A 15968-nucleotide genomic window follows, 5' to 3' on the forward strand; every position below is an offset into this window, starting at 1 on the left:
CGGGTCGCCCCAGGCGCACTCCCCACTGTAACGGGGGGAGTGCCCGCATGGGACGCCGCCGTACGGGGCGTGAGGGTGGACCAGGGGTCAGCACGGCGGAAAAAGGAATCGGTGCTGGCCACAACAGCAACACCCGGCCGGGAGGACCCCGGTCGCGCTTCGCCGCACTCCGTCGCCCGCTGGTGCGCCGAGCAGGGCTGGTACGTCCACCCGCTGGCGCCCGGGCTGAAGGTGCCCCCGGCCAACTGCATCCACTGCCGGGAAACGATCGGCGGGCAGCCCAACCCCGACCACATCCCGCACACGCCGCAGGAGTGCCGCTGCATCGCCGCAGGCCGGTACTGCCACGGTGTGCGGGCCGCGACCACCGATCGGGCACTGATCGACGCCTGGTGGGGACGCAACCCGCACTTCGGTGTCGGTATCGCCGCAGGCCTGTCCAACCTGCTGATCGTCGACCTCGACATGCACCAGTCGACCCCGCCCGACCCTGAGCGGCTGCTGCCGGGCCTGACCCTGCCCGACGACTTCGACCACACGACGATCCGCAGCGGCATGGACGTCCTGGCCCTGCTATGCCAGCTGCGCCGCGCCCCGCTGCTGACCGACCCGCCACAGACCTTCAGCGTGTGCACCCCCTCCGGCGGCCTGCACCTGTGGTACCAGGTCAACGACGGTTCCCAGTGGTTCATGGACTCCCGCGGCCGCCTGGGCTGGCAGATCGACATCCGCGCCGACCGGTCCTACGCCGTGGCCCCCGGCACCCGCACCCGCGCCGGGCTCTACAAGCCGGTCGGGCCCTGCCGAACCCCCGCCCAGTTGCCCCGCTGGCTCGCAAACGACCTGGCACGGGTCGGCCTCAAGCGCCGCCCACACGCCCGTGCCGGACACCTGGGGGTATCCCTGCCCAAGAGCGCCGGAGGCCGCGGCTACGTCGCCTCGGCGGTACGTGCCGAACTCGAGGCGGTCGCTGGCAGTTCCCAGGGCAGCCGCAACGACCAGCTGAACGCTTCGGCATTCGCGCTGGGCCAGTTCGTCGGCGCAGGCCGCCTGGACCGCGCCGAGGTCCACCAAGCTCTCACCGACGCCGCCCAGGCGGCTGGGATCGACCCGGCGGAACGCAAAGCTCAGGACACCATCCGACGCGGCATCGAGGCCGGCTCCCGCCGCCCGCGTCAGATCGGAGCCAGGGCATGAGCGAGACCACCGCCAGCCCCACCGTGCCTCCGCCCAGTACCGGGCGGGCGCCGCAAGCGCACGCCCCCCGCGCGCTTGCCGATGCCGCGGCCGCCATGACCGGTCACCTCCAAGATGCCCCTGAGGAGGACACGCGCGCCCGCAAAATGTCCCAGGCCGACGTCCTTAGGGCGCTCGGGGAGACTGGCTACCGCTTCGTGCGCTGGGACCAGACCACCTATGCCATCGCCGTCGACGGCAGCCCCATCGCCCGCCCCATCCGCTCCAAAGGCGGCGGGGTCGGCACCGGCTCCCTACGGCAAAGCCTGATCAGGGAGTTCGTCCTAAGCACCGGCCGCACCCCCTCCCAGGCCGCGCTGTCCGACGCCATCTCCTCCCTCGAAGCACTGGCGATGGACAGCCCCACCCAGGAGGTCTACCTGCGCGTAGCCCCCGACCCCGAGGACCCCCACACCACCTGGCTCGACCTCGGACGCCCCGACGGCGAATCGGTGTGCATCGAACCCGGCCGCTGGGCTGTGCTGGCTCCCGACCCCCTGGAGGGCCCCCTATGGCGCCGCTCCCGCCTGCTGCGCGAAATGCCCAAGCCTGAGCACCCCCAAGGCGGCTGGCAGGAAAGTGTGAAAATACTGCGCGGCCTTCTGCCAATGAGCGACGAGTCCACCCCCATGGCCGTCGCCTGGCTACTTGCCGCCCTGCGCCCCGGCATGCCCCGCCCCGTCGCCTACCTCACCGGCGAGTCAGGCACCGGCAAGAGCACCGGCGGCCGCATGATGCTGCGCCTGGTCGACGGACTCGACGCACACCTGCGCTCCGTACCCAAGTCCGAAGACGACCTTGCCGTGACCACAGCGGCCGGCTGGTGCCTCGCCCTGGACAACCTCAGCGGCCTCACCCCCTGGCTAAGCGACTTCCTTTGCCGCGTCGTCACCGGCGACGCCCTGATGAAAAGGGAGCTCTACAGCGACGACGACGTCGCCGTCGTGCTCTACCAGCGCCCCGTACTGCTCACCGGTATCGACCTGGGGGCCCTCCGCGAGGACCTGGCCGAGCGCATGCTGCCCATCGAACTGCAGCCCATCCCGGGCCGGCAGCGGCGCACCGAACGCCACCTGTGGGACTCCTACGCCACGGCGCACCCCAAGATCCTCGGCGGACTCCTCGACCTGGCCGCCCTGGTCTGGCAGCAACTGCCCGCAGCCGCCGAACAGCTCGCAGAACGTCCCCGCATGGCGGACTTCGCCGAGATGCTCTGGGCCTTGGACGCCGTCACCGGCTGGAACACCCTCTCCACGTACACCGGCGTGCAGGACGCCCTGATCGACGACGTCATCGACGGCGACGAAGTAGCCACGGCCGTACTGCGCTGGGCCATGTCGCAGCAGCCGCCGTGGGCCTGGGAAGGCCCCGCGGCGCACCTGCTCGGCCTGCTGCGGCCCCCGCCGCTGTCCGTGGACTGGCCTCGCACGCCAGCGGTCCTGTCTAGCCGCCTGCAGCGCGCCGCCCCCGCACTGCGCCGTCGCGGCGTCGACGTGCGCAAGCTCCCCCGGACCAAGACCGGACGCCCGGTCCGGATCGCACGCGCCGACACCTGACCCAACCCGCACACAGCCCCCGCAAAGCCCCCGCGTAGCGGGGGCTTTCGTCTTCCCGGTGACGCACTCGGATTCTGGTGACGCACCGGTGACGCACTCGGTGACGCACTCTGCGCCCGCCAACATGCAAGCTGACCTGCAACTTTCCGAGACGGTTGACACGCACGGTGACGCGGTGACGCACTCTGCGGCTATCTCTCTGTTCAAGAAAAAAGAGGGGATGAGGCAGTAGAGAGATCCCCGGAAAGTGCGTCACCGCGTCACCGCGAGCACCATTAGGGCATCAAAACAACAGGTCAGAGCACCTATAGACCGCACCAGACTGCGTCACCAGGTGCGTCACCTCAGCGTCACCCCGCATTGAGTGCGTCACCCCTGCCCGCGGCTCCGGCATGATGCTGCCCCACCCCGCCCGAACGAACCGCTCCTGAGCCCGGCGTAAGGGAAGTACTGACGACGTGACCGCGGGCGCTGTCATGGACGCAGAAGGCGTGACAAGCGGGGCGTCACGGATTCTGCGTCCTCACGTCACGCCGCCCGAGCTGTTTCCCGACGCGTTGGAGCAGGTGGAACGGGCTCGTGCGCAGGAGGCGGTGGGTCTGGAGGCGGCCAGCGACGACTTCGAGGCCGATCCGCGGCTGGTGGCGTTGAGCGACGCCCGCCCGTGGTGGCGGGCAGCCGAGGTGGAAGTCCGCCGGCTGCTTCCCTCCTGCCTGACACCCCAGTTCGCCGCCTGGGCCCAAGGCGCGCGACCAGCCTGTCAGCGCCTCCGGGACAGCGGGCGTTCCGCCTGAGGAAACGCCCCCAAGATCCGGAGACCGGGAGAGGGACCGAGGCAGCTCCGACTCGTCCGGGCAGCAGCGCACGCGCATACGCTGCGGGCCAGCCGAGCAACGGAGCCGACCATGGACACCAGCTTTTTGCAGCATCCGAAGATCGACGCGATTGTCACAGCGCTGGTGACCGAGCGAGGCGGCTGTGTGGAGTACGACACGGGCGCCGGCGGCCGCGAGATCCTCGCCTGCGCCGGAGCCCGCCTGGCCGCCGACATCGGTGCTCCGCTGGCCGTGGTGGATTCGCCCGCGCTCCATGACGACATCGCCACCACCGTGACCGCGCTCGAACCCGGCGTCGCCTGCACCCTGCTGTCCGCCGAGGACCCCTCCAGCCTGCCGACGAACCTCACCGGCGCCGTCCTGGCCGTCCACGCCGACGTGCTGCGCGATCAGGCAGCCCGCGAGCCGCTGCATGCCCTGGCCCGCACCGCGGCGCACCTCATCGTCGTCCGCCACGACAACAGCAACCGCACCCTCGATGCCCTGGCAGGCCGCATGCACGCGGTGCGGATCCACGATCTCCTCGGACGGCCAGCCCCGCAGCCGCCCGTGCCCGCCCCGGACCGCTCCCGGCCCCTGGGCGAGGCCGCCACACGCCTGGCCGCCCAGATCTACGCCCTGGACGAGGACCTGGCCACCGTCACCTCACCGGTGGCCGCCGAACAACTGCGGCTGCGCCGCGAGGGCATGGTGGAGTCCTTGTGCATCATGCTCGAGGTCTACGCCGACACCACGATGGTCTTCGCCGCGATGGCCGAGCAGGTCGTCGCCGGTGAGGGCGCCCGCCGCTACCGCACCTCCCTCGACCAGCACGACCTGACGCACTGGCGACTGCATTCCTGGGCCCGGGAACGACGCATGCCGCAGACGCCGCCCAGCAGCGCCCCGCTGTCGCGGGCCCGCCGGACCACCCCGGACCACCCCGACGAGACGCCGGTGCCGGGCACACGACCAATGACCGCCGGTGACGGCCCCGCCGAGCCGGCCACGGCGACCTTGAGCGCCGACGGGGCCGACCGCAACAAGCAGTTCACCGAACCGCGTACCGACGGCGAGAGCGGCCACGAACCCTGCACCGGCCAGGAGACGAGCACAGGACGCACATCGCGGGAGCGCCGAGAGGACTCCACCGCACGGCATCGGCCCCTGCGAGCCCATCCCGCCGGGCACGACATCGCCCAGCAGCGGCCCGGCAGCCACGGGCCCGGTCCCGCATAGCCCCTGGCCGCAGGCGGAGCGGATGTCCGTGGCCGGTGGCACCGTGGACGGATGGACGATGCGGTGCGGCGGCGCGTGTACGGCGCCGATCACGATGCCCCCTGGCCCCGGCCGCGGCGGGTCTACCGCGAGCTGGTCGGCGGTCCGCTCGACGGCCTGCTGCTGGACATCACCGGATGGACGGAGCCCGAACGCACCGCCGGAGCGCCACTGCGGACGGAGATCGGCCGCTACGTTTTGGGCGGCCGCAGCGTGTACGGGCCGCGACCCGGCGACGGCGGCACCCGGTTCTGGGACTGGCGGGGCGACATCCGCTGATCTCCTGACGCCCCGCCGCTCCCCGCCAGCCACCGCCCGGACCGTCAGGGCGTGAGGTGCAGGTCGACGCCGTACTGCGCGGCCAGGGCGAGCACGGCCGTGACCGTTTTCCCGGCTCGCAGCCGCCGGCGCACATGCAGCCGGTCGACGACGATGTCCAGGCTCGATGACGGCAACCCCCAGTGCGCACACGAGGCCGCGGTGCGGGCACCGTCCACGCCCAGAGCACGTATCCAGGCCTCCATCTCCTGCCCTCGGCGTCGCTCACGCCGGGCTGAGCGACCTGCGGATCGTGCCGGACATGGCCACCCGCAAGAAGCACCTCGCCAGCGCCGCAGATGCCGTGATCGCGCTGCCCGGCGGGTTCGGCACCCTGGACGGGCTCGCGTACGTGTGGTCCGGCAGCGCGCTGGCCGTGTTCCCGCCCCGCCCGGTCGGGCTGCTCGACACCGGCGGGTTCTACCGCCCCCTGGTCACGTTCGTCCGCACCGCGGTCGCGCAGGGCTTCCTCGCCCTCCACGACCATCTACCCCTGGACGAGATGTTGCTGGCAGACGACGACCTGGCACAGCTGATCCGAACGCTGCTCGCCCGCGTGCCCGCCGCCCCAGAGGCTGAGGACGACATCACCACTGCCGCCTGACCGCATGCACTGGCAGGGCGCCGTGCTCGGGGAAATGACGCCCGACCGGACAGCACTCACTCCCCGGGGTCCTGCACGAAGGCGGACTGGACTCGGAGTAGGTGGGTTTCGCCATGGGTGGCCTCGTAGCGGGCCATGGCCTCCCGGTAGCAACCGGCGGCGAAGTACGCGCGGGCTGCCGCGTCCTCGTCCATCCCACAGGCCATCGCGAGTTCCGCGCCCGCCCGCAAGGCTTCCTTCTCCGAGTAGTAGACCCACACATCCAGGCGGCCCGAGCCGCTGTATCCCTTATGAGCCAGCGTCCAGACCGCCGGAGCGCGCTCGGTGGTGACACGACCGCCGGGATGGAAGGTCTGCGAGGCGATCTCCTGGTGAACCAGTTCCGGGGGCACCGCATCACGCCCGCCGCGCGCCTTGCTGCCCGCAGATGAGCGACGCGGCTGCTGTGGGACAGCAACAGACGGGCCAGCTGATCCTTCGGGCATACGGGGGGGATTCTTCAGGAGGTCGGGGACACGTACTGCGCCGCGTTCCCGAGGGGTGGCGCCGGGACTCCAAAGGCCGTGCGGCCATGGCTCGCCCAGCTCTGGGCCGTCCACGAGCGCCGCACTGTAAGCGGGCCCCTCGCCGCGGGCGAGCGCCGCTTCTCCAGGAGTCATGGTCTCGTCTGTTACCGGCAGGGGCATGAGCAACCCCTCCGAAGACAGATATGGCTGACCGCAACCGTCGCACCACTGCACGGGTTGAACCGAGTCCAGCGATTGGATGTAGCGGGGGCTGTCGCCTTCGAGCGGACCGGAGGTGAAACCCGCATTGGTACCGCAGGGGCACGCGGCATAGACGTAGAGCGGGGAGTCCGCGCAGTCGTCCCGGTCGGTGGCCAGCCACGCCGGATGCACACCCAGTGCGGCTGCCAGGGCCTCGCGCCGTTCAGGGCGCGGAGCCGACCGCCCGGAAGCCCAGTGGTCGATCTGATGCTTCCCGACGTCCAGCGCCCGGCTGAGAGAGACCGCCGTGGACTTGGTGGCGGTCTGCAGCAGCCTCAAACGGCGCGGTAGCGGGCCGAGGGACAGTAACGCCCACGCGTGATGCTCCTGCAGGTCGATGCAGCCGTAGTCGGTGCCGGTGTACTCCGCGAACTCCTCGTTGTAGCCCAGCGCCCGGTTAGTCAGGATCTGCGCGAGCCATGCCCGGGTTGCTTGTTCGTTGGAGCCGTGCTCAGGTACCAGCAGATTGCAGGCTGTTTCCGCTTCGTCTGCCTCTTCGTCGGGGTCCCCGGTGGTGAGGAGTTCGAACATGCGCGCCACCATCCGCTGGACAATGATCCGCGCGGCGGGGCCAGAGCCAACAGGGGAAGCCAGGAGTCCGGTGACGGCGTCAACGGCTCGCAGGAACGCCAACTTATCCGTTTTTCTCCAGTCCGAGTACATATATTCCTAACACCCCGGATCGGCCGCCGGGGCTGACGGCTCCATGGCCCTGGCTGGCGTACCCACTGCATGAAGTAGGGGATCGAGCCTAGAGCGGCGACAGCGACAGGGGGCGCGATTGCCCCAGGCAACGCTCAATCGTGTGTGCCATGGACTACTGGGGGGCGCGGGCGGGCATCTGTGCGCCATTCCCTCCGAGTATTGGTGCGGCGGCGTGCTGCACCGCGGTGATCGGCCAGGTCACCGTGCACATCTGGCGCTGACCTTCGACGGGGGCCCGGGCACCGCTCGGGGCCCCGTCCCCGTTTTTGGTCGTCCGCAGTCGACGTGCCCCTGCGGACCAGCGGCCGCTCGAGGCTGGGCCCGCCGGATCTATTGCGCTGTGCGCAGTTTTTTGCGATGGTCGCATTATGGATGTGATTGGTGACATCGCAGCGATCCGTCATCCGCTGCCGCGGCCGCAGGACGTCACGCCGCCAGAACTGTTCCCTGATGCGCTGGAGCAGGCTGAACGGGCTCGCGCGCAGGAGGCGGTGGGTCTGGAGGCGGCCACCGACGGCTTGGAGGCCGATCCGCTGCTGGTGGCGTTGAGCGACGCCCGCGCACGGCGGCGAGCCGCCGAGGCGGAGATCCGCCGACTGCTGGCCTACGGGCGGGCGTTCCACGGCAGCCGCCCCTACAAGCTGGAGGATCTGGCCGAGGCGTCCGGCATGACCCCCTCCGGGGTGCGCACGGCGTTCGGTGAGGCCGAGGTCGACTTCGTGACCGAGCAGGTCGGCCGGAGCCCCGATGCCCGCACGGCGCGCCGCTCCAAGGACGGTGCCACCGGCGGGCGATGAGCGACCGGGCCCCTGTGCCGGAGTGGGCCGACGACCGGTAGCGGGAGGTTTCGTGGCCGTCGCGCCCGGCGTTCCGGCCCGGCTGTGGCGGGGGCCGCGTCGGTCAGTCGCCGTGCTCGCGTTCGTGGGCCTCCTCGGCGGACAGGCGGTCGAAGGTGTCACGGAGGCGCTGTTCGGCTTCGGGGGAGAGCGGGCCGGGAGGGGTCACGTGCGGTGGCATGTGCCGCGGGTCGCCGAAGACGGCGGGGCCGTCCGGGGCCGAAGCGGCGGCCAGGTCGCCCGACAGGGCCCGGATGCGTTCTTGCAGGCGGCGGCGTTCGTCCGGTGCGGCATGCTCGATCCGGGTGCGCAGCAGGTCGCGTTCGCGGCTGAGGCGGGTGATGTCGTCCTCGTCCGGGGGTGCCGCCAGGACCCAGCCGTGGACGGCCATGGCTTCTTCCTGCCAGGTGATCAGCAGGCGCGCACCTTCCTCGAACCGTGCGGGGTCGTGTCCGCCGCCGGCGGCGAACCAAGCCAGCAGAACGTCGGCGGCTTCCTTGCCGGCGTCGCAGGCCCGGCACAGCTCGAGGTGGATCGGCTGCCCCTGGTCGTCCTGCTGCGGCATGTCCACGCTGATCGTCAGCGGGCCGTGGCAGCGTGAGCAGGGCGGCAGGTCGCCAGAAGTATGGATCCGGGCCTTCACGCGTACCCCCTTGGTCGGCTCAGGCTGCCATCCAAGGCCTGCGCTGCGAGCGGGTCAACCGGTTCGCCCGGACTTGATCCGAACCGGGGATTGCGCGCCCCGGCCGGGACCCACCGCACCCGGCCTGCGGCTCGTCCGTACCCGGCGCCCCGGGCACGACATCGACAGGGCCATCAGCGCGACGTGACGGGCCGTGTCCGTCGTGACGGCCACCGCCTGCCGGGAGACTGCTCCCACCTCAAGAGAGCAGGAGCGACCATGACCGTGACCGCCAAGATCTACACCCACACCGTCCAGGCATGGACCGTTGGCCGGCTCCGCGAGGCCCTCACGGCGTACCCCGACGACATGCCGCTGCACATCGCGGTGCCCGACGACCCCGCGCCCCACCCGGCGCAGACCGTCGACGACCGCTACGTCGTCACGGGCGTGGCGACCGGCACGCGCGAAGTGGGTACTGCGGGCGAACCGGCGGACGAGTACGTCACCATCGACGCGGACTTCCCCAGCGGCCAGTACGAGCAAGACCTGTGACCGCCACGCTCCGGTAGTTGCCTGCCGCTCAGCGCCAGGGCGCAGCGGAGGGGTGGGGCGGTGCCGGATGCGCGGTCTGCTGGTGCGCCCAGCTCCGCTCGGGCACCGGCCGCGCGAGGCCGGTGGAGCGTTGGGCGATCCCGTGGGCGTCAGGGGTGGCGGAAGCCTCTCTCTGGGTCGCGGGCGTGATCCTCGTCGAACGGGCTGAACCAGTCCAGCGGAGCCATGTTGACCATGCCCAGAGCCTGGTTGACGTCGCTACCGCTGTCCTCGATGCCGTCCAGGGCGTCATCGAACAACATCAGCACGTCGTGATCCTCAAACAGCAGGTCGGAGCACGCGTACCAGTCGAAGTCACGAGCTGCGGCCGGCAACCCCTCTACGGCCTGAGCGACCAGCCGGGGCCGAGTGCGATGGAGGTTCTTGGCCCGGCGGATGCCCAGATGCAAAGCCATCTCCTCACCCGTGCACAGCGGCACCACATCGCCGTCGGCGAGGTCAGCGGCCAGGTCATCGAAGGTGCGCGCCATCTGCCGCCGCCACCCGCCGTCCTGCTGCAGCGTCACCGGCGGCAGGGCACCGAACAAGCCGCCCGCGCCGCGCGGCAGCACTTCGTCGCCCAACGCGGCGACCTCCTGCCACGCCTCCTGCGACAGCTGCTCCATGGCCAGGCGCAGCACGGCTGCCGTCCGCGAGGTGAGGACCTTATGCTCCTCGTCCTCGGGCCAGTCCTCCTCGTCCAGGTCCTCCAGGTCCACACCCCCACGCCGGGCCCGGTCCTCCAGGCGATCCCGCACACGGCGGGTGGCCTGCTCGGGAGCGGCCATCGAGGTGTCCAAGATCAGCAGCTCATCGCTGAACTCGACGGCTGCCAGCAGCGTCCCGGCCTGCTCCAACAACTGCGCGCCGACACTTCCGGGCGCCCCGTCACGGGGGAAGACCACGACGAAGTAGTTGTCGGTCAGCCGGTCGACGGCGGCAGCGGCCACCCCTGCCACCGTCAGCGGGTCGTCCCACGGCGGCGTCATCTCGCACCGGTCGAGGATCAGCACATTGCCCGGAACCTCGATCATCTCCTCGAAGCTCTCGGAGAACGCCCCGTCCGGATCCAGTAGCTGCTGCGCCACCTCGGCGACGAAGGATCCCTCGTCGGTCAGGCGCTCGCGCAGATCGCCAGCCTTCCACCACAGCCCCCGGGTGGCCTGCAGGCTTCCTACCAGTTCACCGTCGGCCGTGATGGACACCTGCCAGGTCTGCAGACCTGTCCCGGCCGGGTCCAGCAGTCGGTCGCCGTGACGGAACTCCAGCGCCAGCAGCGCCGGGTCCGCGGGCGCCCGGACGGTGGCGGCGGTGGCTGCGTGATCGGTCATCGACGTCCTTCCCAGGCCACGCCACGCAAGAGATCAGGGTTGGCGTGGCCGGGCCATCCTAGGGGCGCACGCACGGCCACGGAGGCGATACCCGAGCCCGCCCGCCGGGAGGCTGACATTCCCCCCAGGCACCGCACATCAGGTGGTGACGGCCTCGCCGGTCTCCAGGCCGACGTCGACGATGAGTGGGGGGATACCGCCACAGCAGGAGCGGGGGTCGATGCCGTCGACCAGCGCGGCCATCTTGGTGTACAGGTGACGTGCCACCGCGGCGTCCGGCTGGTGGGCGAGGAACAGGCCTTTTGCCGGCCACCACTGGAGAAGTTTGTCCAGGCACCGCACCAGGTGTGGCCCGGAGACCGTCACGGTCACCATGCCCGCTGCCCCGCGCTTGATCCGGTCATGGGGGAATCGGGTGTAGAAGAAGGGTGAAAAGGCGATCTGCTCTACGATCCACCAGGTGTCCTCGTGGCATACGACCGCCAGGGACGAGATACCGGCAGCCTTTTCCAGGACAGCGCGATGGTGGCGCTTCACCTGCCGTCGGCGCTCCCGGTCTTCCGCTGCCGCCCGTCGCCGCCGCCGCAACCCGGCCCACCGATCCTTGACCGACTTCACGACCCCTCCTTCGCAACGCCGCCGTGATCGCCACGGCCCACCAGCCGCCGCGATGCCCTCGGGCGACGCTCGTACAGCCGGGCAAGCGGCAACCGCCGGCGCCATCGTGCCCCGCCTCAAGCCCGATCCAACGGCCAGCGACAGGCGGCTCCCACTACCCGGGACAGCACTTGGGACGATCGGCTGTCCCGGACCGCGCAGCGGACCCCACCGGCGCCACACCCTCGCTGCGCCCCGGGCGGAAGTCGCCAGGCGTCCACGCCGCAGGGAGCGGTGACCCGGTCTGGAACCAGGAGAGGGTCTGGCTCATCATCGTGTGATGGCTGAGCAGATGGATCTGCCGCGGTTGCGGAGCCTGATCGAAGGCGTCCTGGGCACCCTGTACCAGAGCTACCGGCACCAGGACCTGCCGGAGCTGTGCGAACGCCTCCACCTGCCCCCGCCGCCCGCCAACGATGACGGCGGCCCCACCAAGCACCAACGGCTGACGGCCAGCCTGCAGGCCTGCCCGGACGGCCGCCTGCCCCAGGTCGCCGAGGCCGTACTGGACAGCGAGACGCTGCGCACGGCCGAACGCCATGCTCTGCAGGACGTGGTGTGGCTCGGACGCCACTACGTCGAGATTCCCGGTCGCACCCGGCGCGAGCTGGCCAAGGACCTCGCCCTGGACGACTACCTGGAATACCCGGACCGCTTCCTCGCCATGCTGGGCCAGCTGTGGGACCTCGGGGACGACTGGCTGGGGGAATGGGGCGCCCCCACCGCCGGCCTGCGCGACGAGATCGCGCGTCACGTCATCAGATTCCGGGACGACTGGAGCGCCGAGGAGCTCTTCGAGCGCCTCGGCGCGTTCGAGGCCCCCCACCCCCGGTTCGGGCGCTTCCTCGAGGGATTGGCCTCGGCCTCGGTCCTACCCGACGAGCACGCACAGCGCCGCTTCGTGGACCTGGCCAACGAGCACCTGCAGCCGGTGGGCGCGCTACTGCGCCAGGAAGGCGAAGCCGACGGCTACCCCGTCTTCTACCTGGTGCAGCCCGGTCGTGGCACCGGCCGTCGTCCCCGCAACCTGATCTTCGCCAGCCGGGGAAAACCCGACATCCGCTTCACCAGCGCAATCGACAACGACATCGAGATCGCCGAACGCGCCGACAAGGTCCTGGTCTATGACACGCCCGTCGGTAAGGACGGGCTGCTCTGGCGCGACCTGCTGTCCTGGTGGCAGGCCACCCGCGGCACCACCGACCCCGGAGAGGCGAGCCGGGGTCTGTACGAGCGGATGAAGGCGTCCCTGCCTCCCGAATCCCCGGGACAGCGTCACCTGTTCTGGCTGTACCACCATCTGTACAAGGACGTCTTGCACGAGGTGCCCGCGCTCCTGCCGGAGATATGGATGCACTGGGACCACAAGACCGTACGCGAACGCGGCGAGAACGCCCTGCAGAACCTGCGGATGGACTTCCTCATGCTGCTGCCGGGCGGCAGACGCGTGGTGCTGGAAGTCGACGGCAGCCAGCACTTCACCCGCGACGGCGGCGCCGTACCGGACAGCGGGAAGTACGCCGCCACCATGGCCGGCGACCGCGACCTGAAGTTCCGGGGCTACGAGGTGTTCCGGTTCGGCCACGACGAACTACGCGACCGTGACCGCGCACGCCCGGTGGTCGCCGACTTCTTCCGCCAACTGCTGAACCGTCCGCCCGGCGACCACTCCTGAAAAGGTCGCGTGGTCCCGTACTCGGCCCCGTCAACAGGTGTCGGGAGCGAGGGGAGGGGCCCCAAGGGGGAAGATGGGGCCCCGCCGGCGCGCACTGGACGTGACGGTTACGGGAGTGCGCACCGTCAACACTGAAGCCGACGCAGCCCCGTCATCTGAAGGCGCGGCACTGCGGTGCTGACCTCCACTCCAACGGCGGGCGCCACCACTGCGCGGCAGCGCCCAGCCGCTCGCTCCAGCGAGCACTGCTCATCGTTGTGCGGCACGCTGGAAGTCATGGAAGGCGCACGGTTTGTGGTGCACGGCCTGTCGCCGAGGGGCGGCCGGCTGGTGACGATGCACCACGAGGGCCGGATGGAGGACGACTACGTCGGCACCGCGTTCTCCGACCACGACCTGCTGCTGATCCTGCGGTCTGCCGGCCTGCCGGAGCCGGGCCTGGTGGTCGACGACCCGCGCTGGGTGGAATGGCGAGGTGCCGCAGCGCACCGGTGGGGGACCGGCTGAGGAAACCCTGCGCCGCTAGCCGGGCTGTCAGCTCAGACCTGCGGCGAGAGGTCCTCATACGGTTCGTGGGCGGGGACCTCCCAGACGCGCCGCCGGTCCTCATCGCCAGTCAGCGCGACGATCCGGTGGACCGGAACCGTCATCTCCGGGTGACCGCCGGTCGGCGCGAAGCCGAGCAGGCCGGAGTCGGCGACGAAGGACATCACCGCCCCGTACAGGCGGTGCAACGAAGTGTCGGGCCGCGGTCCGCACTCCACGTCCAGGCACAGCGTCCAGTCCTTCATCCAGTGGATCGGCAGCTCCGCGAGCTCCGCAGCTGCCGCCCCCCGGGCCGGTTCGTCGTCGGGTACCCAGCTGTACCGGCCGACGACCAGCGCGTTGTACACCTCGGTCGACCCCGGCTGCATTTGCGACCACCCGCGCACCGCACGCCGGGCGCCGCGCCGCTCTGCCCGGGCCTTGGCCACCAGCGGCGATACCTCCGCCCCCGCGCCGTCGCGGGCGGCGTCGGCCGGCAGGTAGGGGTAGGCGTGGCGCAGCAGCGCCAGCACATCCTGTTCACCAGGCTCGCTCGCGCCCGGCGCGATGGCAGGGCCAGTCACGATCCGCCCGTCCTGGTCGCGGGTGTGCTCGTCAGCGTGGCGGGCCGCGAACTGAGGCACAGCCAGCACCACGGCGTGATTAGGCTCCTGGCCGTAGCCGTGGCGGCGCCCGCCCAGCGGCACGACGGGCCCGTGCTGCTCGTACTGCGCCAGGTAGGCCAGCTCCGCGTCCCCCTCGTGGGTCAGCGGCCAGCCGGTCACCAGCACAAGCCGTTGTGCCCCCGCTGGCTCACCGCCGGCGCCATCGGTCAGTGCCGTCTCCAACTGGTTGCAGCACTCCACCACGAACCCTCGCCACCGGTGAGCGAACTCAGAATCAGCCCACCGCGCAGGCGAAGTGAACCCAGCGGCCGCCACGATGGCCGGCTCGGGCAGCGCCGTCACGTCCCGCACCCGCGCCTGCCCCCACCGCGCCTGCAGCGCTCTCAACGCCGCATCCCGCGCCTCGGCCGGTCCGCGGCCCTGGTCCCGGGCCGCACTCCACCCCCGGCGCACTGCCGCCCACGCATCGAACGGGTCACCGAATCGGGTGGATTCCACCGCGGCCGCCAACTGCAGCCCCTGCTCACGCACCCGCCCATCAGCGGCCACCGCATCGCAGGCCGCGCTGACCGAGGTCGCCTGCCGCGCGGCGGGAGCCGCCGCCCGCCAAGCGGCCAGCATCGCCTCCGACCGCTCCACCACCGCCGCCCAGGCTTGCGTCATCTGCTGTGCTGCCGCACCGAACGCACGATCGCCCGCCCATTCCGCCAGCCGCTGCCGGACCCGCTCGTCGCGGTGCCGGGCCGCCTCCCACAGCACCTGTGCGTACCCGCTCCACGACCGCGGCCCGGGTTCCTGCTTCTCCAGCCTGCGCACGTCCGCGTCGGCGGCCACCACCTCCGCCGCCGCCCACCACAGAGCCTCCTCACCCGGCTCCAGGCTCACCAGGCCGACGCAGTGCTGGCACACCTGCTCCCGCGCGTCCAGCAGCACCTGCGGGCTTCCGGTCAGATCCTCCGCGTACCGGCAGTGCACCCGCCACCCCGTCCCCGTCGCGGGCACGTGCCACTTACCGCCCCCCGCACGCCCCAACAGCACGGTGATCTGCCGCAACCCGCGGACATCCACCCCCGCGCGCACCAAGTCCTTCTCCCGCAGTACCGCAAGCCCGCCCCGGTCACGCCGCACGATGCATCCCCTCGTCGCCTGCACCCTTCTCCTCTGTCACTGTCGCAGACCTCCCCAGACCGGTACGCCAGGTCCCGGCCGAGACCGTTGTCCGCATGGGCGGGTGCCTACTCCGTGTCGCAGGCCGCCTGCCTCTTGCCGCGTTGCGCCCGCACGCCGGTACCGGGCATGTCACGGACGCAGACGACGTGACAGGCGGGGTGCCCTCCCTGCGGGCACGGACAGCGCGCTTCGAGGCACGACCCACGACGCCCCGACGCCCATCACGCCAGCATCCTGGAACCGGCCACTGGGGAGTGAGCGGCCGCCGGGTTAGTGCACCGGCACCTACACCCCCATGCCCCAGCCCACCAGCCACCACCGTGGGATGTGAGGGACAACCCAGCCCCACCGGTCGTTCCGGCCTCCAGCGCCGGTAGTGTCACGCCCGGCCGCATGGCCAGGGCATGGATGCCATTCCGCGGCGCCACGCCCCCGGCCCGGGGAGCCGCTGCGCTGGGCCGGTGGTGGGATGGCGGCCCGCAGAGGGCGGGCCGCGGGACGAGGCGCAGGGGCGGCTGTGCGCCCGCGTGCCGCCTCATGAGTGCAGCGGGGCGGGGATATGCCGCCTTGCGTCAGTGAGCCGTTCACGGCGGCACACAGGGGCGGGGCCGGGCCTCTCCAGCGAAAAGCCGGAGCCGGATCTTCACTCTTGT

General features: G+C 71.1%; 16 protein-coding genes. 10 read left to right on the forward strand and 6 right to left on the reverse strand.

Features of this window, described 5'->3' with window-relative positions:
* Positions 1-111: 111 nt before the first annotated feature.
* From OIE69_RS44565 to OIE69_RS44585, 5 genes are all read left to right on the forward strand, one after another.
* Positions 112-1197: a bifunctional DNA primase/polymerase gene (locus OIE69_RS44565; RefSeq protein ID WP_326581602.1), complete on the forward strand. Its 1086-nt coding sequence runs from the start codon at positions 112-114 to the stop codon at positions 1195-1197.
* The gene (locus tag OIE69_RS44570) at positions 1194-2792 is read left to right on the forward strand and encodes a hypothetical protein (RefSeq protein WP_326581601.1); all 1599 of its coding nucleotides are present in this window, start codon (positions 1194-1196) and stop codon (positions 2790-2792) included. Before OIE69_RS44565 ends, OIE69_RS44570 begins: the two co-directional genes overlap by 4 nt.
* A 458-nt stretch (positions 2793-3250) precedes the next feature.
* Positions 3251-3586, forward strand: coding sequence for a hypothetical protein (locus tag OIE69_RS44575; RefSeq protein WP_326581600.1), 336 nt, complete (start codon positions 3251-3253; stop codon positions 3584-3586).
* A gap of 111 nt (positions 3587-3697) precedes the next feature.
* On the forward strand, positions 3698-4846 hold the full coding sequence (locus OIE69_RS44580) for a hypothetical protein (RefSeq protein WP_326581599.1): 1149 nt from the start codon (positions 3698-3700) through the stop codon (positions 4844-4846).
* 51 nt (positions 4847-4897) lie between these two features.
* Positions 4898-5164 (forward strand): hypothetical protein, encoded by a 267-nt coding sequence (locus tag OIE69_RS44585; RefSeq protein WP_326581598.1) that lies wholly within the window; start codon positions 4898-4900, stop codon positions 5162-5164.
* A gap of 44 nt (positions 5165-5208) precedes the next feature.
* Here the strand turns inward: OIE69_RS44585 and OIE69_RS44590 are convergent, their stop codons facing one another.
* Positions 5209-5409, reverse strand: a complete 201-nt coding sequence (locus tag OIE69_RS44590; RefSeq protein ID WP_326581886.1) for a hypothetical protein — start codon at positions 5407-5409, stop codon at positions 5209-5211.
* On the opposite strand from OIE69_RS44590, the gene OIE69_RS44595 reads away from it, so the two are divergent.
* Entirely contained in the window at positions 5331-5807 is a 477-nt protein-coding gene (locus OIE69_RS44595) for an LOG family protein (protein WP_326581597.1), read from the forward strand. The genes OIE69_RS44590 and OIE69_RS44595 overlap by 79 nt on opposite strands.
* A 56-nt stretch (positions 5808-5863) precedes the next feature.
* Here the strand turns inward: OIE69_RS44595 and OIE69_RS44600 are convergent, their stop codons facing one another.
* The gene (locus OIE69_RS44600) at positions 5864-7105 is read right to left on the reverse strand and encodes a hypothetical protein (protein ID WP_326581596.1); all 1242 of its coding nucleotides are present in this window, start codon (positions 7103-7105) and stop codon (positions 5864-5866) included.
* 542 nt (positions 7106-7647) lie between these two features.
* Between OIE69_RS44600 and OIE69_RS44605 the strand changes: the two genes are divergently transcribed.
* On the forward strand, positions 7648-8076 hold the full coding sequence (locus OIE69_RS44605) for a hypothetical protein (protein WP_326581595.1): 429 nt from the start codon (positions 7648-7650) through the stop codon (positions 8074-8076).
* 103 nt (positions 8077-8179) lie between these two features.
* Here the strand turns inward: OIE69_RS44605 and OIE69_RS44610 are convergent, their stop codons facing one another.
* Positions 8180-8758: a DUF6300 family protein gene (locus OIE69_RS44610; RefSeq protein WP_326581594.1), complete on the reverse strand. Its 579-nt coding sequence runs from the start codon at positions 8756-8758 to the stop codon at positions 8180-8182.
* A gap of 258 nt (positions 8759-9016) precedes the next feature.
* Between OIE69_RS44610 and OIE69_RS44615 the strand changes: the two genes are divergently transcribed.
* On the forward strand, positions 9017-9292 hold the full coding sequence (locus OIE69_RS44615; protein WP_326581593.1) for a DUF6225 family protein: 276 nt from the start codon (positions 9017-9019) through the stop codon (positions 9290-9292).
* Positions 9293-9441: 149 nt separating this feature from the next.
* Here OIE69_RS44615 and OIE69_RS44620 read toward each other — a convergent pair whose 3' ends face one another.
* Positions 9442-10662, reverse strand: coding sequence for a hypothetical protein (locus tag OIE69_RS44620; RefSeq protein WP_326581592.1), 1221 nt, complete (start codon positions 10660-10662; stop codon positions 9442-9444).
* A 138-nt stretch (positions 10663-10800) separates the two neighbouring features.
* Entirely contained in the window at positions 10801-11280 is a 480-nt protein-coding gene (locus tag OIE69_RS44625) for a hypothetical protein (RefSeq protein WP_326581591.1), read from the reverse strand.
* Positions 11281-11599: 319 nt separating this feature from the next.
* Here OIE69_RS44625 and OIE69_RS44630 point away from each other — a divergent pair, with 319 nt between their 5' ends.
* Positions 11600-12994, forward strand: coding sequence for an AbiJ-related protein (locus tag OIE69_RS44630; RefSeq protein ID WP_326581590.1), 1395 nt, complete (start codon positions 11600-11602; stop codon positions 12992-12994).
* A 276-nt stretch (positions 12995-13270) separates the two neighbouring features.
* A complete protein-coding gene (locus OIE69_RS44635; protein ID WP_326581589.1) occupies positions 13271-13501 on the forward strand; it encodes a hypothetical protein in 231 nt (76 codons plus the stop codon).
* A gap of 32 nt (positions 13502-13533) precedes the next feature.
* Here the strand turns inward: OIE69_RS44635 and OIE69_RS44640 are convergent, their stop codons facing one another.
* On the reverse strand, positions 13534-15273 hold the full coding sequence (locus OIE69_RS44640) for an uS11 family ribosomal protein (protein WP_326581588.1): 1740 nt from the start codon (positions 15271-15273) through the stop codon (positions 13534-13536).
* Positions 15274-15968: the final 695 nt, after the last annotated feature.

Origin of the sequence: Actinacidiphila glaucinigra, from assembly GCF_035918135.1 — a bacterium.
In the GTDB taxonomy this organism is placed as follows: domain Bacteria; phylum Actinomycetota; class Actinomycetes; order Streptomycetales; family Streptomycetaceae; genus Actinacidiphila; species Actinacidiphila glaucinigra.